The organism is Pseudarthrobacter sp. NPDC059871 (assembly GCF_042731175.1).
GTDB lineage: Bacteria > Actinomycetota > Actinomycetes > Actinomycetales > Micrococcaceae > Arthrobacter.
Genome location: NZ_JBHWJV010000001.1, coordinates 302,148 through 321,674, shown reverse-complemented (window position 1 = coordinate 321,674; position 19,527 = coordinate 302,148). Strand labels below are relative to the sequence as shown.

General features: G+C 66.9%; 16 protein-coding genes and 1 tRNA gene. 9 read left to right on the top strand and 8 right to left on the bottom strand.

Going from position 1 to position 19,527, the window contains the following annotated elements; genetic code table 11:
- Position 1 precedes the first annotated feature (1 nt).
- The 4 genes from thrC to argS are packed head-to-tail and all read right to left on the bottom strand — an operon-like array spanning position 2 to position 5,595.
- A complete protein-coding gene (thrC, locus tag ACFV4R_RS01415) occupies positions 2–1,108 on the bottom strand; it encodes a threonine synthase (RefSeq protein ID WP_091721182.1) in 1,107 nt (368 codons plus the stop codon).
- Positions 1,109–2,437 carry a homoserine dehydrogenase gene (locus tag ACFV4R_RS01410; protein ID WP_377202674.1) on the bottom strand — a complete coding sequence of 443 codons (1,329 nt, stop codon included), beginning with the start codon at positions 2,435–2,437 and terminating at the stop codon, positions 1,109–1,111.
- Positions 2,438–3,925: a diaminopimelate decarboxylase gene (lysA, locus tag ACFV4R_RS01405; protein WP_377202675.1), complete on the bottom strand. Its 1,488-nt coding sequence runs from the start codon at positions 3,923–3,925 to the stop codon at positions 2,438–2,440.
- A gap of 5 nt (positions 3,926–3,930) precedes the next feature.
- Positions 3,931–5,595, bottom strand: coding sequence for an arginine--tRNA ligase (gene argS / locus ACFV4R_RS01400; protein WP_377202676.1), 1,665 nt, complete (start codon positions 5,593–5,595; stop codon positions 3,931–3,933).
- Positions 5,596–5,783: 188 nt separating this feature from the next.
- Here argS and ACFV4R_RS01395 point away from each other — a divergent pair, with 188 nt between their 5' ends.
- The 6 genes from ACFV4R_RS01395 to ACFV4R_RS01370 all read left to right on the top strand — a co-directional run bounded on the left by ACFV4R_RS01395 (position 5,784) and on the right by ACFV4R_RS01370 (position 10,542).
- On the top strand, positions 5,784–6,272 hold the full coding sequence (locus tag ACFV4R_RS01395; RefSeq protein WP_377202677.1) for an FMN-binding protein: 489 nt from the start codon (positions 5,784–5,786) through the stop codon (positions 6,270–6,272).
- A 3-nt stretch (positions 6,273–6,275) separates the two neighbouring features.
- Complete coding sequence (locus ACFV4R_RS01390) at positions 6,276–7,148, top strand: FAD:protein FMN transferase (protein WP_377202678.1); 873 nt, start codon at positions 6,276–6,278, stop codon at positions 7,146–7,148.
- A complete protein-coding gene (locus ACFV4R_RS01385; protein ID WP_377202679.1) occupies positions 7,145–8,689 on the top strand; it encodes a ferredoxin--NADP reductase in 1,545 nt (514 codons plus the stop codon). Before ACFV4R_RS01390 ends, ACFV4R_RS01385 begins: the two co-directional genes overlap by 4 nt.
- A gap of 145 nt (positions 8,690–8,834) precedes the next feature.
- Positions 8,835–8,907: transfer RNA gene (locus ACFV4R_RS01380), tRNA-Arg, on the top strand.
- A 188-nt stretch (positions 8,908–9,095) separates the two neighbouring features.
- Positions 9,096–10,148, top strand: coding sequence for a M4 family metallopeptidase (locus ACFV4R_RS01375; protein ID WP_377202680.1), 1,053 nt, complete (start codon positions 9,096–9,098; stop codon positions 10,146–10,148).
- A 61-nt stretch (positions 10,149–10,209) separates the two neighbouring features.
- Positions 10,210–10,542: a hypothetical protein gene (locus tag ACFV4R_RS01370; RefSeq protein ID WP_377202681.1), complete on the top strand. Its 333-nt coding sequence runs from the start codon at positions 10,210–10,212 to the stop codon at positions 10,540–10,542.
- Position 10,543: 1 nt separating this feature from the next.
- Here the strand turns inward: ACFV4R_RS01370 and ACFV4R_RS01365 are convergent, their stop codons facing one another.
- The gene (locus ACFV4R_RS01365) at positions 10,544–11,512 is read right to left on the bottom strand and encodes a GlxA family transcriptional regulator (protein ID WP_377202682.1); all 969 of its coding nucleotides are present in this window, start codon (positions 11,510–11,512) and stop codon (positions 10,544–10,546) included.
- 81 nt (positions 11,513–11,593) lie between these two features.
- Between ACFV4R_RS01365 and ACFV4R_RS01360 the strand changes: the two genes are divergently transcribed.
- The 3 genes from ACFV4R_RS01360 (at position 11,594) to ACFV4R_RS01350 (ending at position 16,851) form a co-directional block, all read left to right on the top strand.
- Positions 11,594–11,761: a hypothetical protein gene (locus tag ACFV4R_RS01360; protein ID WP_200937942.1), complete on the top strand. Its 168-nt coding sequence runs from the start codon at positions 11,594–11,596 to the stop codon at positions 11,759–11,761.
- A gap of 69 nt (positions 11,762–11,830) precedes the next feature.
- The gene (gene hrpA, locus ACFV4R_RS01355) at positions 11,831–15,838 is read left to right on the top strand and encodes an ATP-dependent RNA helicase HrpA (protein ID WP_377202683.1); all 4,008 of its coding nucleotides are present in this window, start codon (positions 11,831–11,833) and stop codon (positions 15,836–15,838) included.
- A 29-nt stretch (positions 15,839–15,867) separates the two neighbouring features.
- Entirely contained in the window at positions 15,868–16,851 is a 984-nt protein-coding gene (locus tag ACFV4R_RS01350) for a beta-ketoacyl-ACP synthase III (protein ID WP_377202684.1), read from the top strand.
- Positions 16,852–16,905: 54 nt separating this feature from the next.
- Here the strand turns inward: ACFV4R_RS01350 and ACFV4R_RS01345 are convergent, their stop codons facing one another.
- Genes ACFV4R_RS01345 through ACFV4R_RS01335 form a run of 3 tightly spaced genes read right to left on the bottom strand, consistent with a single transcriptional unit; the run spans position 16,906 to position 19,396 of the window.
- Complete coding sequence (locus ACFV4R_RS01345; RefSeq protein ID WP_377202685.1) at positions 16,906–17,334, bottom strand: HIT family protein; 429 nt, start codon at positions 17,332–17,334, stop codon at positions 16,906–16,908.
- Positions 17,331–18,503: an NAD(P)-dependent alcohol dehydrogenase gene (locus ACFV4R_RS01340; protein WP_377202686.1), complete on the bottom strand. Its 1,173-nt coding sequence runs from the start codon at positions 18,501–18,503 to the stop codon at positions 17,331–17,333. Before ACFV4R_RS01340 ends, ACFV4R_RS01345 begins: the two co-directional genes overlap by 4 nt.
- The gene (locus tag ACFV4R_RS01335; protein WP_377202687.1) at positions 18,500–19,396 is read right to left on the bottom strand and encodes a sulfurtransferase; all 897 of its coding nucleotides are present in this window, start codon (positions 19,394–19,396) and stop codon (positions 18,500–18,502) included. Before ACFV4R_RS01335 ends, ACFV4R_RS01340 begins: the two co-directional genes overlap by 4 nt.
- Positions 19,397–19,527 lie beyond the last annotated feature (131 nt).

Genomic DNA, 19,527 nt, shown 5'->3' with positions numbered 1-19,527 from the left:
GCTATTTTTCTTCCAGTCCCAGTTCAGCAGCAACAGTGACGACGTCGTTGGAGACCTTGACCGGCTGCACGTCGCTGCCGTCCTCGGTGCGCAGCGCCCACTGGGGATCCTTGAGCCCGTGTCCCGTGACAGTGATGACGATGGTCTTCCCGGAAGGAACTTCACCGGCAGCGTGCTTCTTGAGCAGTCCGGCGACACCAGCAGCGGAGCCCGGCTCCACAAAGACGCCTTCCTTGGCGGACAGCCAGCGGTGTGCGGCCAGGATTTCGTCGTCAGTCACGGCGTCGATCAGGCCGCCGGACTCGTCGCGGGCGCCAACGGCACCGTCCCAGGAGGCGGGGTTGCCGATCCGGATGGCCGTGGCGATGGTGTCCGGTTCGGTGATGGGGTGTCCGGCAACGAACGGCGCGGCACCGGCGGCCTGGAAGCCCCACATGGTGGGTGTCTTGGTGGACACTGCGGGAAGCGTTCCGGCGGTTTCGGACTCGAACGGCGCGGAGTACTCCTTGTAGCCCTTCCAGTACGCGGTGATGTTGCCTGCATTGCCCACGGGCAGGACGTGGATGTCCGGGGCGTCGCCAAGGGCGTCAACAACCTCGAACGCTCCCGTCTTCTGGCCCTGGATCCGGGCGGGGTTGACGGAGTTGACCAGGAAAACCGGGTAGGACTCCCCCAGTTTCCGGGCGATGTCCAGGCAGTTGTCGAAGTTGCCGTCCACCTGCAGCAGCGTGGCGCCGTGCGCAATGGCCTGGCTCAGCTTGCCCATGGAGATCTTTCCTTCGGGCACCAGGACGGCGCACTTCAGCCCCGCTGCCGTTGCGTAGGCGGCCGCGGAGGCGGAGGTGTTGCCGGTGGAGGCGCACACCACTGCCTTGGCACCGGCCTCGACGGCGGCGGTCATGGCCATGGTCATGCCGCGGTCCTTGAAGGATCCGGTGGGGTTCATGCCCTCAACCTTGAGGTACACCTCGGAGCCGGTGAGCTCGGAGAGCTTCTGTGCGTGCACCAGCGGAGTGCCGCCTTCGCCCAAGGTGATGACGCGGGTGGATGCCGTGACGGGCAGGCGGTCAGCGTATTCGCGGATGACGCCGCGCCATTGGTGAGCCACTTAGACTCCTTCTACCCGCAGAACGGATGTAACTGAATTGATGACGTCCAGGCCCTTCACGGCCTCGACGGTGGCCGCAAGGGCGGCCTCGGACGCACGGTGGGTGACGATCCTCAGTTCGGCGGATTCCACATTGGACTCCGCGTCGCGGTGGATGGTCTGCCGCATGGTTTCGATGGAGACACCGTTCCCGGCGAACAGCTGGGCGATCCTGGCCAGGACGCCGGGCTGGTCCGCGACGTCGAGTCCGATGTAGTAGCTGGTGACCGAGGCATCGATCGGCAGGGCCGGGACGTGGCCGGTAGTGGTTTCGGTACGCTGGGGTCCGCCCAGGACCAGGCGCCGTGCGGCGGAGACGAGGTCGCCCAGGACGGCAGACGCCGTCGGCGTGCCACCGGCACCCTGGCCGTAGAACATCAGTTCGCCGGCGTTTTCGGCCTCGATGAAGACCGCGTTGAACGCGCCGCGGACGGCTGCCAGCGGATGCTCCCGCGGCAGCAGTGTGGGGTGTACGCGGACGGACACGCCGTCTTTGCCGTCTGTTTCTGTGTCTGTGACAGTCAACTTTTCGGCGATCGCCAGCAGCTTGATGACGAATCCGGCGTCCTTGGCCGCAGCGATGTCTGCCGCAGTGACGGAGGTGATGCCTTCGCAGTGGACGTTTTCCAGCGCGAAGCGGGTGTGGAAGGACAGCGTTGCGAGGATGGCCGCCTTGGCGGCGGCGTCATGGCCTTCGACGTCGGCTGTCGGGTCGGCCTCGGCGTAACCGAGGCGCTGCGCTTCGGCGAGGGCGTCGGCGAACTGGGCACCTGTTGAATCCATCTGGTCAAGGATGAAGTTGGTGGTGCCGTTGACGATGCCCAGCACCCGGGTGATCCGGTCGCCGGACAGGCTGTCGCGGATGGGCCGCAGGATGGGAATCGCACCGGCAACGGCAGCCTCGAAGGACAGCTGCACGCCGGCTTTGTCCGCTGCTTCGTACAGCGTGGGACCGTCCTGCGCGAGCAGGGCCTTGTTGCCGGTGACCACACAGGCGCCGTTGGTGAGCGCGGAGAGGATCAGAGTGCGGGCCGGTTCGATGCCGCCCATCAGTTCGATGACCAGGTCGGCGTCCTTGACCAGGGTCTCGGCGTCGGTGGTGAACAGTTCCTGCGGCAGCTCGACGTCGCGCTTCGAGTTCACGTTGCGCACGGCGATGCCGCTGAGTTCCAGCCGCGCACCGGTACGGGCGGCAAGGGCGTCGGCGTCCTCAATGAGGATCCGCGCAACCTGGGCCCCAACGTTGCCACAGCCCAGAAGGGCTACTTTCAGGGTTCGCATTTCCGTCATTCAGGCTCCCATGTCGCGGTTCAGCAGATCTTCTTCGGTTTCCCCGCGGACAATCAGCCGGGCAGATCCGTCGCGCACCGCGACAACGCCCGGCCGGGCCAGATAGTTGTAGTTGCTCGAGAGGGCCCAGCAGTAGGCGCCGGTTCCCGGTACAGCAAGCAGATCACCGGCTGCCACGTCCCCGGGCAGATATACATCTCTAACAACTATGTCGCCGCTCTCGCAATGTTTGCCCACCACTCGGGACAGCTGCGGGGCGGCCGTGGAGGTGCGCGAGGCAAGGACGGCCGAATAATCGGCGTCGTACAGCACTGGACGGGCGTTATCGCTCATGCCGCCGTCCACTGAAACATAGCGGCGGGGATACGTAACGTTGTTGCCTGCGTCACCACTGTTCAAAGGAGTCGCATCAACGCGGACGGTCTTGAGAGTTCCCACTTCGTACAACGTGAAAGTGGTGCTGCCAACGATCGCGCGTCCAGGCTCGATGGAGATGCGCGGCGCGTCGATGCCCAGCTCGGCGCAGGTGGAACGCACGACGGCGGCCATCGCCGCCGCGATCTCCGCTGCGGGGCGCGGGGTGTCCACCGGCGTGTAGGCAATGCCGTATCCGCCGCCGAGGTCCAGTTCGGGCATGGTGATGGAGTACTTTTCCTGCATGGCTGCCAGGAAGCGCAGCAGCTTCTCGGCGGCCAGGGCAAACCCGTCGGGTTCGAAAATCTGCGACCCGATGTGGCAGTGCAGGCCGAGCAGCTCGATGCCCGGATGGGCCGATGCTGCGGCCACAGCTTCCTCCGCTGCGGAGAGCCCAGCCTGGTCCGTGGTGTCCGCAGCCATGGAAAGGCCGAACTTCTGGTCCTCGTGGGCGGTGGCAATGAATTCGTGGGTGTGCGCGTGCACGCCCGGCGTGAGCCGGAGCATGACCTTTGCCAGCCGGCCACTGGCACGGGCAATGTCCCCCACCCTGACCAGCTCGTCCAGGCTGTCCACCACGATGCGGCCCAGGCCCATGTCCAGGGCCCGGGTGATCTCGGCGTCGGACTTGTTGTTGCCGTGCAGCGCAACCCGCTCCCCTGCGATGCCGGCGCGGGCGGCCACGGCGAGCTCACCGCCGGACGCGGTGTCCAGGCGGAGCCCTTCCTCGTCCACCCACTTCACCACGGCGGTGCACAGGAAGGACTTACCGGCGTAGTACACGTCCACGCCGCCGCAGATGTCGGCGAAGGCGGCGTCGAAGGAGTCCTTGAAGGCGCGCGCACGGGCACGGAAATCGGCTTCGTCCATCACGAAGAGGGGCGTGCCGAACTGCTCTTTGAGCTCCTGCACGTCAACTCCGCCGACAGTGAGGGCGCCGGCACTGTTCCGGTCCACGCTGCCGGCCCACATGGGTTCATGCAGCGCATTCAGGTCGGCCGGGACCTGCAGCCATTCGGGGGCCAGCGGGGACGCCGCCTGCCCGGCGTGCACAGTGCTTCCAGTGGTTGTCATGGCACTCACATCCGTTCCGGGGCGGAGACGCCCAGCAGGTCAAGTCCGTTGGCGAGGACCTGGCTGGTGGCGTCGTTGAGCCACAACCGCGTGCGGTTGGTATCGGTGACGGCTTCGTCTCCCATGGGGGCGATCCGGCAGGCGTCATACCAGCGGTGGTAGGCGCCGGCGATGGTTTCAAGATGCCGTGCCACGCGGTGCGGTTCACGCAGTTCCGCGGCCTTGGCCACCACCGACGGGTAGCTGCCCAGGAAGGACAGCAGCTCGTTCTCGGTGGCGTGGTCCAGCAGCGAGGCATCGAAGCTGTCCGCGCCGTCCACCTGGCGTTCCACGCCGGCTGCCACCGCGTTGCGCGCGGCACCGCGGGAACGGGCGTGGGCGTACTGCACGTAGAACACGGGGTTTTCGTTGCTGTTCTTCTTCAGCAGCTCCGGGTCCAGCGTCAGCGGGGAATCCGCCGGGAAGCGGGCCAGCGAGTAGCGGACCGCGTCCTTACCCAGCCAGTCGATGAGGTCCTTGAGCTCGATGATGTTGCCCGCGCGCTTGGAGAGCTTGGCCCCGTTGACGGAAACGAGCTGGCCGATCAGCACCTCGATGTTGACCTCGGGATCGTCCCCGGCGGCGGCAGCGATGGCCTTGAGGCGGTGGATGTAGCCGTGGTGGTCGGCGCCCAGCAGGTAGATCTTCTCCGTGTAGCCGCGGTCCTTCTTGGAAAGGTAGTAGGCGGCGTCCGCCGCGAAGTAGGTGGGCTCGCCGTTAGCCCGGATCATGACGCGGTCCTTGTCGTCGCCAAAGTCCGTGGTGCGCAGCCAGACCGCGCCGCCGTCGTCGAACACGTGGCCCTGCTCGCGCAGGCGCGCCACGGCACTTTCGATGGCGCCGGCGTCGTGCAGCTCCTGCTCGGAGAAGAAGACGTCAAACGCGACGCCGAAGTCAGCGAGTGTGGCCTTGATGTCCTTCATCTGGGCTTCGTAGGCGGCAGCACGGATGACCGGCAAAGCGGCGACCTCGGTGAGTTCGCGGATGTCCGGGTGCGCTGTGAGGACCTCATGGCCAAGGTCCGCGATGTACTGGCCCGGGTAACCGCCGTCGGGGACGGGCAGGCCGTGCAGGCGGGAGTACACGGAGTTGGCGAACGTGTTCATCTGCGAGCCGGCGTCGTTGATGTAGTACTCCGCAGTGACGTCGGCGCCCGAGGCGCGCAGCACCCGGGCAATGGCGTCGCCGAGGGCAGCCCACCGCGTGTGGCCGATGTGCAGCGGCCCGGTGGGGTTGGCGGAGACGAATTCCATGTTGACGGTGTGGCCTGCGAGCGCAGTGTTCGTGCCGTACTGTGTGCCGGCCTCGACGATCGCCTTGGCCAGGGCACCGGCGGCAGCAGCGTCAACGGTGATGTTCAGGAACCCCGGCCCGGCGATGTCCACGGCGGAAACCCCGCTGATTGTCTTCAGCCGCGCACTGAGGATGGTGGCGAATTCGCGGGGATTCGTGCCGGCCTGCTTCGCGAGCTGCAGCGCGATGTTGGTGGCCCAGTCGCCGTGGTCCCGGTTCTTGGGTCGCTCCACGCGCACGTCCTCGGGGACGGCTGATTCTGCCAGGGCGATTTCGCCGGCGGCGACGGCGTCCTTCAGGCATGCGGATATGGCGAGGGAGAGTTCTTCGGGAGTCACTCTTCTAGGGTACCGGGGGCCAGTCACAGCAAAGAATTGCGGGCATTTGCTTCGTCGAGCTTCCGCACAGGCCGCCTCCAAGGAAATTCCAGAGAATGCACAGGGTTGAACCAATATGGTGGTTTCAGCGTTGACAAGGTCGTAACGTCCGCCGATACCTGTGATCACCCTACGAAACGAGAGCCTTCATGAGACCCTCAGCACTGAACCGCCCAGTACGCAAGAGCATCTACGTTGGAATCGCCGGGCTGTCCCTCGTGGGCACTGTGGCCGGCTGCGCCCCCTCGGCGGCCGAAAGCAACCCCGTCCCGACCGCCGGCGGCGCCTCTGCTGCCGCAACCACACCCTCCGCAGGGGAATCTGCCCTTGCCAGCAGCGGTTCGAGCTACAAGGACGGTACCTACAGCGCTGACGGCACCTACGTCTCGCCCAACGGTAACGAAACGGTGGGCGTGCAGCTGACCCTGGCGTCGGGCAAAGTGACGGACGTCCAGATCACGCAGCACCCGTCCAACCCCAACACCCGCAAGTTCCAGGGCGAGTTTGCCGGCGGCATCGCTGCCCAGGTGGTGGGCAAGAACATCGAGGATCTAAACGTGTCCAAGGTGGCCGGTTCTTCCCTGACCAGTGGTGGCTTCAACCAGGCCGTGGAGCAGATCAAGTCGGAGGCGCAGTAGGCGGTGCCGCACGCGGACTGGGCTGCTTTTTCGTTCGAGGGAATCGGGACCCGTTGGGAGGTTTCCACGCCGCACGTCCTTGGGCCGTCCGCACAGCAGGACCTGCTGGCCCTCGTGGAGAAGTTCGACGCCGCCTGGTCCCGCTTCCGCGCCGACTCGCTGGTCAGTGCCATGGCCCGCGAGCCCGGCAGCTACAGCTTTCCCGCAGAAGCCGCCGGGCTCGGGGATCTGTACAGGACGCTGTACGGGCTGACCGGTGGCGCCATGACGCCGCTGGTGGGCGCAAGCCTCGAGCGCCTGGGCTACGACGCCGCCTACACCCTCCGGCCGTCGGGTGACCCGCTGCCAGCCCCGCGCTGGGAGGACGTCCTGGACTGGAACGGAACGTCGATCAGCACCGCCGCCCCGGTGGTACTGGACATCGGGGCAGCAGGCAAGGGCCTCCTGGTTGATGTGCTGGCGTCCGCCCTGGAGGTACACGGCGTGGAGGCTTTCATGGTGGACGCCAGCGGTGACCTGCTGGCCCGCGGCCCCGGCACCGTCCCGGTGGGGCTCGAACATCCGTATAACCCGGCCCAGGCCATCGGCGTGGTGGAACTCGGCGGCAGGGCACTGTGCGCTTCCGCCGCCAACCGCCGGGCCTGGGGCGACGGACTGCACCATGTCCTTGACGCGACCACCGGGCTACCGGTGCGCACCGCCGTCGCAACCTGGGCGCTGGCGGACACCGCCGCCGTGGCCGACGCCCTCGCCACCGCCCTCTTTTTCGTCCCCGGCGCTGTGCTCGAGGAGTCATTCGACGTTTCCTGGCTGACGGTTTTTTCCGACGGCAGCGCCGCCTATTCCGCAGAATTCGAAGGGACACTGTTTACATGAGCACCGTTGAGACGCCGTCCGCCGGCCCGGCATCCACCATTGCCGGGCGCCTGGACACCGTGCTTGGCCGCTTCACGATGTACCGGCTCATCCTGCTGGTCCTGGCGGGCCTGGTGGCGTACAGCCTGCTGCTGGACGTGCTGGGATGGCTGACGTTCGGCATTCCGGAGATGCTGGCCCACCTGGCCCTGTGCCTCCTGCTGACCTATGCCTCGAACCGTGGGCTGGCGGCGTTGTTCCGGGTGCGCCCGCACTCGGAGTCCTCCCTCATCACCGGCCTCCTGCTCTACTTCCTGTTCTGGCCTTCGTTCCAGGCCATGGACGTCGCCGGCGTGGCATTGGCCTGCGTCCTTGCCTCCGCATCGAAATACGCGCTGGCGTGGCGGGGCAGGCACGTCTTCAACCCTGCCGCCCTCGGTGCCTTCGTGACTGGCCTGACCGGGCTCAATATCGCCACCTGGTGGGCAGCCACGCCGGCCATGCTGTGGCTGTTGGTTCCCGGCGTCCTGGTGGTCCTGTACCGGACCCGGAAGCTCCTGATGGCCTCGGTGTTCACGGTGGTCTCAACGTCGATCATCACGCTGGAACTGCTCCGGGCCGGTATGGGTGTGGGGATGGGTGTGTGGCAGGCACTGGCGCAGCGTCCTGTGCTGTTCTTTGTCGGCTTCATGCTGTCCGAACCTCTGACGCTGCCGCCGCGCCGCTGGCAGCAGCTGTCCCTGGCGGCATTGGTGGGCGTGCTGTTCGCCGTCCCGTACAACTTCGGCTTCATCGCCAATTCGCCGGAGGCTGCCCTTCTGGTGGGCAACCTTGCAGCCTTCCTGCTGGGCCAGCGCGGCGGCGTAAAGCTCCGCTTTGCCTCCAGCCGGCCGCTGACGCCCAGCACCACCGAGTTCTCGTTCACGCCCTCGCATCCCGTACGGTTCCTCCCCGGCCAGTACATGGAACTGGACCTGCCGCACGCAAAAACCGACGGCAAGGGCAGGCGGCGCGTGTTCAGCCTTGCCGGTTCGCCAAGGGAGCGCCTCGTGAAATTCGGCGTCCGTACTGCAGAACCCCTTTCTGCGGCCAAAAAGGTCCTGCTGGGGCTGCGGCACGGTGATGAGCTCACGGCAACGTCCGTGGGCGGCGACTTTGTCCTGTCCCGGGATCCGAACCGTCCGGTGCTCCTGGTCGCGGCAGGCATCGGCATCACGCCGTTCCTCTCGCACATTGCCTCCGGCGCACTTGAGGAACGCGACGCGGTACTGCTCCTGCTGACCAGGAGCGCGGAGGATGTCGCCTATGCGGACGAGCTCCGGACTTCGGGTGTCCGGGTCCTGGTCCGCACCGCCGACGGGTCAGAGCCGCCGTCAGGCCTCGACGCTGCGCCGGCCGGCACTTCCAGGCTCGACGCAGCCGGGCTGAAGGCCCTCGTCCCGGACATCGCGGGCCGCGACGTCTACGTGTCCGGCTCGCCCGCCAGCGTGGCGTCCCTGCGCCGCGCCGCACGCCAGGCCGGGGCACGGCGCGTGCACGTGGACTCTTTCTCGGGTTACTGATGGGCGTGGCCCAGGTGCCGGGGCAAGCCCCTCCGGCGCTGCCGGGGATTGGCCCGGGCCTTGAACCCGCGCCGATTTTCCTTTGCGGGGCACCTTCCTGCTAAGCTCTAGGACGTCCCGCCAGCAACGGCAGGAACCCTGGATTGCCCTCGTAGCTCAGGGGATAGAGCGTCTGCCTCCGGAGCAGAAGGTCGTAGGTTCGAATCCTATCGAGGGCACAGTTAGAACCCCGCCGTCCGGTACGGCGGGGTTTTTGTTTAACCCGCCGGACAGCAGGCCCGCCCTGCAATGCGTGCACAGCCGCGGCTGCTGACTGCTGTGTGGCGGAAACCTGGCTGCAGTGTGGCTGCCGCCAAATGTCGGTGCCCCCTCCTAACCTGAAGTTACCTACTTGAGGGGGTACGCCATGCACGTTCCGTTCTGCACCATCGTTCCGCCGTACCTGCTGCGGCGTCTTGCCCGGCAGGACGCACCGGAGTACTCCGCCGCGGCCAGGGCTGCCAAGGAAGCCCTGGTCCATGTGAAGAGTGTCCAGGCCGCCCGGATAACCGCCCGGCCGGAGTCCCAGGCCGGGATGCTGGCTGCCAAACCGGGCCCGGCAATCAGGACCATTTATGACGCCCATGGCGCTGAATCCCTTCCCGGAAAACTGGTGCGGAAGGAAGGCGAACCACAGACCGGAGACGTCGCCGCCGATGAAGCCTATGACGGCCTGGGCCATACCCACCGCCTCTACGCGGACGTCTTTGGCCGGGACTCCATTGACGGCCGCGGGCTCCCGATGGACGCAACCGTTCATTTCGGCAAGCTGTATGACAATGCTTTCTGGGACGGCAAGCAGATGGTCTTTGGTGACGGCGACGGCGCCGTCTTCCAGCGGTTCACCGCCTCACTGAGCGTCATCGGCCACGAACTGGCGCACGGCGTCACGCAGTTTTCCGCCGGCCTGGCATACCGCAACCAGGCCGGAGCCCTGAACGAATCAATGTCGGATGTCTTTGGTGCACTGGTGGAGCAATACGTGAACGGCCAGTCCGCGGCGGACGCCAGCTGGCTCATCGGCGAGGGACTCTTTACCCCGGACGTCCAGGGGCAGGCACTGCGCTCCATGAAGGCCCCGGGAACGGCGTACGACGACGATGTGCTCGGCAAGGATCCCCAGCCTGATTCCATGGACGGCTACGTCCGGACCAGCGCTGACAACGGCGGCGTCCATATCAACTCGGGCATCCCCAACAGGGCGTTCTACCTAGTGGCGCAGGCCCTGGGCGGAAACGCCTGGGACGCGCCGGGACGCATCTGGTACGAAACCCTGACCGGGGGCTCGCTTCCCGCCACGGCCACCTTCAGCGTCTTTGCCCGTGCCACGCTCGCGGCGGCGGGGGAACTTTTCGGGTCGGACAGCAAGGAGCATGACGCCGTCCGGCAGGCGTGGGAAACTGTGAAGGTCAAGCTTTAACAGATGCCTGGCTGCCGGATTCCAGGCCGCCAGGCTGAGCGGAAGCCCCAGGAACCAGGCCATGAAGATCAGTGTGGAGCGCACGGGCGGAATCGCGGCGATCACCAGGGTGTGGACCGTGGATGCCCGGTCCGAGACCGCCATCAGCCAGTGGCAGCCGATCGTTGAGGCGTGCCCCTGGGACGCCGTCCCGCGGACCGCGGTGGCGGCGGCCAGGGAGTTCGCCGACGCCCAGCCCGACCGGTTTATCTATTCCATCCGTGCCGGCGGGCGCCGTGCCGCCCTGCCGGAGCGTGCAGTCACCGGCCCGTGGCGGATCCTCGTGGAGAGTGCCCGCGCCGCAGCGGAGCAGGACCAGGCGTCAGCGGACGACGACGGGGCGTCCGGCGCGTAGGCTAGCCCGCCTCGGCCAGTTGCCCCCGGAACGCCCGGCGATAGGACTGCGGGCTGGTATCCAGCACTTTTGCGAAGTGGTGCCGCAGCAGCACCGGGTGGCCGAAGCCTGATTCGCGGGCCACTTCATCGATATTCAGGTCTGTGGACTCGAGGAGTTCCTGCGCCCGCAGCACCCTTTGGGAATTGAGCCAGGCGGCGGGCGTGGCCCCGGTTTCCGACCGGAACTTCCGTGCGAACGTGCGCGCTGACATGTGTACCCGGGCCGCCAGTTCATTGACCGAGTGCTCACGGTCCAGGTTCTGCACCATCCAGCGCAGCAGTGCCTCCATGGGCGCCGAGCCGCAGGTGGGCATGGGCCGGTCGATGAACTGGGCCTGGCCGCCGTCGCGGTGCGGCGGAACCACCATGTCCCTTGCAATGGCGGAGGCAACCTGTGCACCGAGCTCCACCCGCACCAGGTGCAGGCAGGCGTCTATGCCTGCGGCGGTTCCGGCAGAGGAGATGATGTTGCCGTCCTGGACATACAGGACGTTTTCGTCGACCAGCGCGTCCGGATAGGAGGCGGCCAGCTGGTCCGAGTAATGCCAGTGCGTGGTGCAGCGTCGGCCATTCAGCAGCCCGGCCCGGGCCAGGGCGAAAGCGCCGGAACAGATGGACATGACCCAGGCTTTCCTGGCATCAGCGGCGCGCAGGGCATCCAGGAGCGATTCGGGCAGGTCCTGGTCGCGTCCGAACGGGGCCATGATCACCAGGTCCGCGTCCTTTGTCGCTTCGAGGCCGAGTTTGACGTTCATGGAAAGGCCGGATTTCAGCGGCACCTCCCCCGGCGACGGCGTGCAGACCCGGAATTCGAAGGCGGGAACGCCGCTGCCCCGGTCCGAGCGGTCGATTCCGAACACCTCGCAGGCGGTGCCGAATTCAAACATCGAGAAGTTGGGAACCACGATCACTGCCACCGTTTTCAGCATGTCTTCAGTGTGGCAGAAATTTTCCCTTTTTGGGCATTTCTGCCACTGTTTCCTGCTGCTCCACAGGAGAAGCATGGAGGTATGGAAATCTTCGCAGCCATCCTCGTCATAGTCCTCCTCCTCGTCGCCGCGGCCACCGTAGCGGCACTCCTCAGCGACGGCCGGGGTCACACGCCTCCCGTTGCTTCGCACCAGGACTGGTCCGCGTTGGACCTGCCCAGCACCAACTACACCCTCCGCATCTTCTAGCCACCAGCAACAGCCGCAGGCAGTCGAACCACGGGTAGCCGGCCCCGCCGCAGTAGACTGTCTGCAGCCATGACTTTTCACATTTCCTATCCCGCCGAGCTGCCGGTCTCCGAGCGCCGCGAGGACCTGATGGCAGCCATTGCGGCCGACCAGGTGACCATCATTGCCGGCGAGACCGGTTCCGGAAAGACCACCCAGATCCCCAAGATGTGCCTGGAACTGGGACTGGGCGAGAACGGGCTGATCGGCCACACCCAGCCGCGCCGGCTCGCCGCCCGCACCGTTGCCGAACGCATCGCCGAAGAACTGGGCGTGGAAATCGGCCAGGAGGTGGGATTCCAGGTCCGCTTCACCGGCGAAGTCAGCAAGGCCACCAAGGTCAAGCTGATGACCGACGGCATCCTGCTGGCCGAGATCCAGCGCGACAAGCTGCTCCGCAAGTACAACGCCATCATCATTGATGAGGCCCATGAGCGCAGCCTCAACATCGATTTCATCCTCGGCTACCTGAAGCGGATCCTCCCGCAGCGGCCGGACCTGAAACTCATCATCACCTCGGCCACCATCGATCCCGAGCGCTTCGCCAACCACTTCGGCACGCCGGAAACGCCGGCCCCCATCATCGAGGTCTCCGGCCGTACCTTCCCGGTGGAAATCCGTTACCGCCCCCTCTCCCAGCCCAGGGAGGAAGACGATGACGCCTCGGACGACGAGCTTGAAGAGGACCGCGACCCCCTGGACGCGGTCTGCGACGCCGTGGACGAACTCGCAGCGGAAGCCCCGGGCGACATCCTCGTGTTCTTCTCCGGCGAGCGCGAGATCCGTGACGCCGCCGAAGCCCTCCAGTCGCGCATCCAGGGGAACCGACGGCTCGCGGGCACCGAAGTGCTTCCGCTCTTCGCCCGCCTGAGCCTGCAGGAACAGCACAAGGTTTTCCATCCGGGCAGCAAGCGCCGGATCGTGCTGGCTACCAACGTGGCCGAAACCTCGCTGACGGTCCCAGGTATCAAGTACGTCATCGATACCGGCACGGCCCGCATCTCGCGGTACTCGCACCGCACCAAGGTCCAGCGGCTGCCCATCGAACGGGTTTCCCAGGCCTCCGCCAACCAGCGGTCAGGGCGCTGCGGCCGCGTCTCCGACGGCATCGCCATCCGGCTGTACTCGGAGGAGGACTTCGAGTCCCGCCCGCAGTTCACCGATCCCGAGATCCTTCGAACCAACCTGGCAGCCGTCATCCTGCAGATGACCGCCATGGGCGTGGCACGCGGACCCAGGGACGTTGAGGAATTTCCCTTCGTCGAACCGCCGGAAACCCGGGCAATCAACGACGGCGTCACCCTCCTTCGCGAGCTCGGCGCCCTGGCTCCCCCGCGGTCCCAGGGCAAGGGCGGGCAGGCGGAAACAGGAACCCGGGGCGGACCCCAGGGCGGCGGCCTCACCGCCGTCGGGCAAAAACTTGCCCAGCTGCCCGTGGACCCCCGCCTGGGCCGCATGATCGTGGAAGCCGGCAAACGCAACTGCGTGCGGGAAGTCATGATCCTCGCCGCTGCGCTCACCATCCAGGACCCGCGCGAGCGTCCAACGGACAAGCAGCAGCTGGCGGCCGAGAAGCACAACCGGTTCAAGGACGAAAATTCGGACTTCACCGGTTACCTGAACCTCTGGAACTACCTGCAGGAAAAGCAGCAGGAACTCTCGTCGTCGGCGTTCCGCCGCCTGTGCCGGGCTGAGTTCATCAACTATCTCCGGGTCCGGGAGTGGCAGGACCTGTTCACCCAGCTGCGCCAGCTGGCCCGCCCGCTGGGCATCAGCCTGGACAACAAGCGGCTCACGGATCCGGTGGGGAACCACGAGGGTGTCCACATCAGCCTGCTGTCCGGATTGCTGAGCCACATCGGCATCCTGGACGAACGCAAGCGCGAATATGCCGGTGCCCGTGGCAGCCGGTTTGCCATCTTCCCGGGCTCTGCACTGTTCAGGAAGTCACCCACGTTCGTCATGGCCGCCGAGCTGGTGGAAACCAGCCGGCTGTGGGCCAGGGTGGCCGCGAAGTTCGACCCCGTCTGGGCCGAGCAGGTGGCACCGGACCTGGTGAAGCGCAGTTACAGCGAGCCGCATTGGTCAACCCGCCAGGGCGCCGTAATGGCCTACGAGAAGGTGACCCTCTACGGTGTCCCCATCATCGCCCAGCGGCGGATCAACTACGGCCGGGTGGACCCGGTGGTGGCGAGGGAGCTCTTCATCCGGCACGCCCTGGTGGAGGGCGACTGGCGCACCCACCACAAGTTCTTCCACCGCAACCGTGCCCTCCTGCACGAGGTGGAGGAGCTTGAAGCGCGGATGCGGCGCCGCGACCTGATGGTGGACGATGACACGCTTTTCGACTTCTACGACGCCCGGGTGGGCGCCGACGTTGTTTCGGAACGCCACTTCGACAAGTGGTGGAAGGATGCCCGCAGGGACAATCCCGACATGCTGGACTTCGACAAATCACTCCTGCTCAGTGACGATGCCGAAGACCTTGACGAGGCCGCGTACCCGAAAACCTGGCTGCACAAGGGCTTCGAACTTCCGCTGACCTACGAGTTCCACCCGGTGGCCCCCGGGTCTCCTCCGAACCCCTCCGACGGCGTGACGGCAGAAGTTCCCGTGCTGTTCCTCAACCAACTCGATGACGCCCCGTTCCGATGGCTGATCCCCGGACAGCGCGTGGAGCTGGTGACGGCCCTGATCAAATCGCTGCCAAAACAGGTGCGGAAGAACTTTGTCCCGGCCCCCGACGTGGCACGCCAGGCCGTGGCTCTGCTTGAGGCCGACTTCGATCCCGCCACGGACGGGCTTGAACCGTCACTGGAGCTGGCGCTGCGCCGCCTCCGCGGAGCGGTCATTCCCCCCGACTCGTGGAACTGGGACGCCGTACCGCCACACCTGCGGGTGAGCTTCACGGTGGTGGACAGCAAAGGCAAGGCCCTGGGCGAAGGCAAGGACCTTGCGGCGCTCCAGGAGAGCCTCGCGCCGGCTACCCGGCGCGCCATTGCCGAGTCCCTCGGAGCCACGCCCGCCACCACGGCCCGCGCGAACGCCCAAGGCAAGGGCCAAGGGGCGTCCGGGGCCACTCCAGCGGGAGCAACGCGCGACGCCGGGGCCACGCCGGCCGGACAGGCCGCCACGAACACCGCCGGCAGCCAGGCCGCTGCCGGATTCGTGGAATGCGACGGCCTGACGGAGTGGAGCTTCGGCACCGTAGAGCGCAAGGTCAGCAACATGGTCAAGGGCCATACGGTAACCGGGTACCCGGCACTGGTGGACCAGGGAAAATCCGTGTCGCTGCAGGTCTTCCAGACTCCGGATGAGCAGCTGGACGCCATGCGGGGCGGTGTCATCCGCCTGCTGGCGTTGCGCGTCCCTGCGCCGGACCGCTATGTCCTCGAACACCTGAGCAACACCGAAAAGCTCACCTTCAGCCAAAATCCGCACGGCTCTGTGTCAGCCCTGATTGCCGACTGTGCACTGGCAGCCATCGATAAGCTCACCCCGGCCGAGCTGCCGTGGGACAGGAACGCCTTCGACCGGCTCTATGAGGTGGTCCGTGCTGAGCTGATCGACACCGTGTTCAGCGTGACGGCCGTCGTGGAGCGCATCCTCGCCAGCACCCGCCGGATCGAAAAGCAGCTTAAGGGCACCACCAGCCTGGCCCTGATCAGCGCCCTGAACGACATCAGGAGCCAGCTGGAGCAGCTGGTCTACCCCGGTTTTGTGGCACGCACGGGCTACGCACAGCTCAGCCAGCTGCCCCGGTACCTCACGGCCATCGAGAAACGGCTGGAACGCCTGCCGGGCAACGTCCAGCGCGACGCCCTCAACATGGCCGTGGTCCAGCGCCTCGAAGACGACTACGACGATGCAGTCTCGGCACTGCTCCCGGGGCGGCGCGCCGGGCGCGAGTTAACCCAGGTGCGCTGGATGCTCGAGGAGCTCCGGGTGAGCCTCTTCGCCGTCGAACTTGGAACCGCCTACTCCGTCTCGGAGAAGCGCATACGCACAGTACTCAACAAGGCACTGGCCCCCGCTTAGCGGGCAACTACCCCACGAGAGGAAACCCCATGGAGATTTCGCTTGCCCACGGGCCTGCCGGCACCGAGATAGCCGGCCTTGGCCACGCACAGCCGGTGCGCGTCATGGACAACCATGAACTCGAAGGCATGATGGACACCAACGACGAATGGATCCGACAGCGTACCGGCATCATCACCCGGCGCATCGCCGCGGAGGGCGAAACCGTAGTGGACCTCGCCATTCCCGCCGCACGGATGGCGCTGGAAGACTCAGGCGTTCCGGCGGCGGACATCGACCTCGTCGTCGTGGCCACCACCACTGCAGCCGAGCGGTCACCCAACACCGCCGGACGTGTGTCAGCAGCCCTCGGGCTGGGACGGGACGGCCGGGGACCCGCCATCATGGACGTCAACACGGCCTGTTCGGGATTCGAATACGCCCTGGGCATCGCCGACCAGGCCATCCGCATGGGAAGCGCCTCGCACGCGATCGTGGTGGGGGCCGAGACTCTCTCAGCGGTGACTGACTGGACGGACCGTGCGACGGCGGTGCTCACCGCCGACGGTGCGGGCGCCGCCGTCGTGCGCCCCTCCGCCACCCCGCGGATCGGCCCGGTGGTGTGGGGTTCCGAGATCGGCATGGCCGACGCCGTCAAGATCTCCCCGCCCTCGGGACGCTTCGCCCAGAACGGCCGCGAGGTGTTGCGCTGGGCCCTCACCAGGGCACCGGAGCGAGCCCGCGAGACCGTTGCCCGCGCGGGCCTGTCGCTGGACGACATCCAGGTGCTGGCCGCGCACCAGGCCAACCTGCGCATCATCGAGCCCCTGGCCGAGGCACTGGGCATGACGGACCGCGTTGTCATCACCGATGTCACTGAATCAGGGAACACGTCAGCTGCCAGTGTGCCGCTCGGCTTGAGCAAGTGGTGGCACTCCGGCAAAATTCCGGCGGACGTCCCGGCGTTGCTCTTCGGGTTTGGTGGAGGATTCACCTATGCCGGCATGGTGGCGATGACGCCCCGCCGCGCGTAACGGATCCGATCGGCCTGCTGATTGCCGGCACGTGGCGCCGGCAATCAGCAGGGTTTAGTCGGCCGGGACAAACTCCCCGTACCCGGCGGCCCGGAGACCCTCGCGGAGTTTGGCGGCATTGGCATCGAGCACGGCAGGGTCCGGGTTCTGGTCCGCGGATCCGAAGTCGAAGTCTGCCATGGTCCGGGACGGCCAGACGTGGACGTGCAGGTGGTTGATCTCGTACCCGGCCACGATCAGCCCGGCCCGGCTCGCGCCGAAGATGTCCACCTGGACTGCACCAATCCGCCGCGCCACCTCCATGACTTTCGCCAGCGTCTCGGGCGAGGCGTCGGTCCAGCGGTCCACTTCCTCGGTGGGAACCACCAAGGTGTGGCCGTCGGCAAGGGGCCCGGTGGTGAGGAAGGCGCCGACGCCGTCCTCACGCCACACAAAGCGGCCCGGAATCTCACCGTTCAGGATCTTGGTGAAAAGCGTGCTCATGCGTCTGCCTCCTTGGCGGGTGACTGAAGGGTTCCGGCGTCCAGCACGAAACGGTATTTGACGTCGCCGGCAACCATCCGGTCGTACGCTTCATCAAGCTGGTGCGCACCGACCACTTCGACGTCGGCCAGCACGCCGTGTTCGGCGCAGAAGTCCAGCATCTCCTGGGTTTCTGCGATACCGCCGATCAGCGAGCCGGCATAGGCCACGCGGCGGCGGATGAGGGTCCGCGGATTGACCGGAGGCATCTCCCCGGACGGCAGGCCGAGCTGGAACAGGGCGCCGTCCACGCGGAGGGTGCGGAACAGCGAGTTCAAGTCGTGCGGCGCCGCGACGGTGTCGATGATGACGTCGATGGTCCGGTTGGCGCGCGCCATGGCGTCCGCGTCCCGGGAGAGGACTACCTCGTCAGCTCCCAGCTCCAGCGCGGCGGCAACCTTTGATTCCGAGGTGGTAAAAACGACCACCCGGGCACCCATGGCTTTGGCCAGCTTGACCGCCATGTGCCCGAGTCCGCCCAGGCCCACCACGCCCACTACGTCGCCTTCTTCAACATCGAAGTGCCGCAGCGGCGAGTAAGTGGTCACACCGGCGCAGAGCAGCGGCGCGGCGGCAGCCGGGTCCAGTGCGTCCGGGATGCGGAGGACGTACCGGCGGTCCACCACGATCGAGGAGGAGTAGCCGCCCTGAGTCATGGCGTCCCCGTTCCTCCGGTCAGTGGCGCCGTACGTTCCGGTCATGCCGTTTTCGCAGTACTGTTCCAGGCCGTCGAGGCAGCTTTCGCATTCCCGGCAGGAATCCACAATGCAGCCCACACCCACGCGGTCACCCACGGCGAAGTCCGTGACGCCGGCACCGACGCGGCTGACCAGTCCCACGATTTCGTGGCCGGGAATCAGCGGGTAGGTCTGGCCGCCCCACTCACCCCGGGCGGCGTGGACGTCGGAATGGCAGAGGCCGCAGAATTCAATGGCGATTTCGACGTCGTCCGTCTTGGGGACGCGGCGGGCGACAGTGAGCGGGACCAGTCCGCTGTCCGGGGACACGGCTCCGCGGGCTGCGGCCAGCAGGCCATCGGCACCGCTGGCGGGGAGACTGCTGGTGGGTAGGCCGGCAGCGGGTTCAACGGGTTTGGCAAGGGGCGGGGGAACGGGGCGTCCTGGGGTCATAGTGCGACGCTACCCTTGCCTGCGGCGCCGTTTCCAGCCGGCTCCCGGGCCGTGCTTCCGGGTTCGGGGCCTGTGGCCACGGGCAGGTCCGGATGGTTCGACCACTCGGAGAACGAGCCCGGGTACAGCGCCGCCGTGAATCCCGCGGCGGCCAGCGCGGCCACTTGGTGCGCGGCGGTTACCCCGGACCCGCAATACACAGCCACTGGTGTCCCTTCCCGAACGCCCAGCGCCTCGAACCTGCTCCTCAACGCGCCCGCCGGCAGGAATGTGCCGGTCCCGTCGACATTCTCAGACGTCGGCGCGCTGACGGCCCCGGGGATGTGCCCGGCACGCGGGTCCACCGGTTCAACCTCGCCGCGGTACCGCTCGCCCGCACGCGCGTCGAGCAGGAGCCCGCTGTCCGCCCAGGTGGCTGCAGCACCGGCGTCGGCCACGGGCATCGCTCCGTCGCCCAAGGTGACGTTGCCGGGGACCGGCTCCACCGGGCCCGTTTCAACACCCAGGCCGGCGGCACGCCAGGCACCCAATCCGCCGTCGAGCAGGTACGCCTCAGGGAACCCGGCGTTCCGCAGCATCCACCACGCCCTGGCGGCCGCCATGTTCCCGGTGTCGTCGTAGGCCACCACCACGTCGCCGTCGCTGATTCCCCAGCCGCGGGCCGCCGCCTGGAAGTCGGCCGGTGCGGGCAAGGGGTGCCTCCCCCGCGTGGGCTCTGCGTGGGCAGCGAGTTCCGAGGCGAGGTCCACGAACACGGCGCCGGGCAGGTGGCCTGCGAGGTAGTGGTCCCGGCCGTGCGGATCCCCCAGCGCCCAGCGCACGTCCAGCAGTACGGTGCGCCGGCCTTCCGCGAGGAGCTCCGTAAGCCGGGCCACGTCCATCAGGGGATTCATCGTTCTCCTTGGGTGGTTGCCTTTGTCCCTCCACTCTAGGGGGCACGTTCGCGTCCGCGGGTAGGCTGGTGCGGTGGCAGGATATAGAGGCAACGGCGACGGCAGCAGCACGGCACGGGCAGACTGGAGCG

Excerpts from the sequence above, each read along its gene's own strand:
- ACFV4R_RS01335 (WP_377202687.1), bottom strand. The coding sequence starts at position 19,396 with ATGAATCCCCTGATGGACGTGGCCCGGCTTACGGAGCTCCTCGCGGAA.
- ACFV4R_RS01345 (WP_377202685.1), bottom strand. The coding sequence starts at position 17,334 with ATGAGCACGCTTTTCACCAAGATCCTGAACGGTGAGATTCCGGGCCGC.
- ACFV4R_RS01365 (WP_377202682.1), bottom strand. The coding sequence starts at position 11,512 with ATGCTGAAAACGGTGGCAGTGATCGTGGTTCCCAACTTCTCGATGTTT.
- ACFV4R_RS01395 (WP_377202677.1), top strand. The coding sequence starts at position 5,784 with ATGAGACCCTCAGCACTGAACCGCCCAGTACGCAAGAGCATCTACGTT.
- ACFV4R_RS01350 (WP_377202684.1), top strand. The coding sequence starts at position 15,868 with ATGGAGATTTCGCTTGCCCACGGGCCTGCCGGCACCGAGATAGCCGGC.
- ACFV4R_RS01375 (WP_377202680.1), top strand. The coding sequence starts at position 9,096 with ATGCACGTTCCGTTCTGCACCATCGTTCCGCCGTACCTGCTGCGGCGT.
- ACFV4R_RS01385 (WP_377202679.1), top strand. The coding sequence starts at position 7,145 with ATGAGCACCGTTGAGACGCCGTCCGCCGGCCCGGCATCCACCATTGCC.
- ACFV4R_RS01360 (WP_200937942.1), top strand. The coding sequence starts at position 11,594 with ATGGAAATCTTCGCAGCCATCCTCGTCATAGTCCTCCTCCTCGTCGCC.
- ACFV4R_RS01410 (WP_377202674.1), bottom strand. The coding sequence starts at position 2,437 with ATGACGGAAATGCGAACCCTGAAAGTAGCCCTTCTGGGCTGTGGCAAC.
- ACFV4R_RS01340 (WP_377202686.1), bottom strand. The coding sequence starts at position 18,503 with ATGACCCCAGGACGCCCCGTTCCCCCGCCCCTTGCCAAACCCGTTGAA.
- hrpA (WP_377202683.1), top strand. The coding sequence starts at position 11,831 with ATGACTTTTCACATTTCCTATCCCGCCGAGCTGCCGGTCTCCGAGCGC.
- ACFV4R_RS01370 (WP_377202681.1), top strand. The coding sequence starts at position 10,210 with ATGAAGATCAGTGTGGAGCGCACGGGCGGAATCGCGGCGATCACCAGG.
- lysA (WP_377202675.1), bottom strand. The coding sequence starts at position 3,925 with ATGACAACCACTGGAAGCACTGTGCACGCCGGGCAGGCGGCGTCCCCG.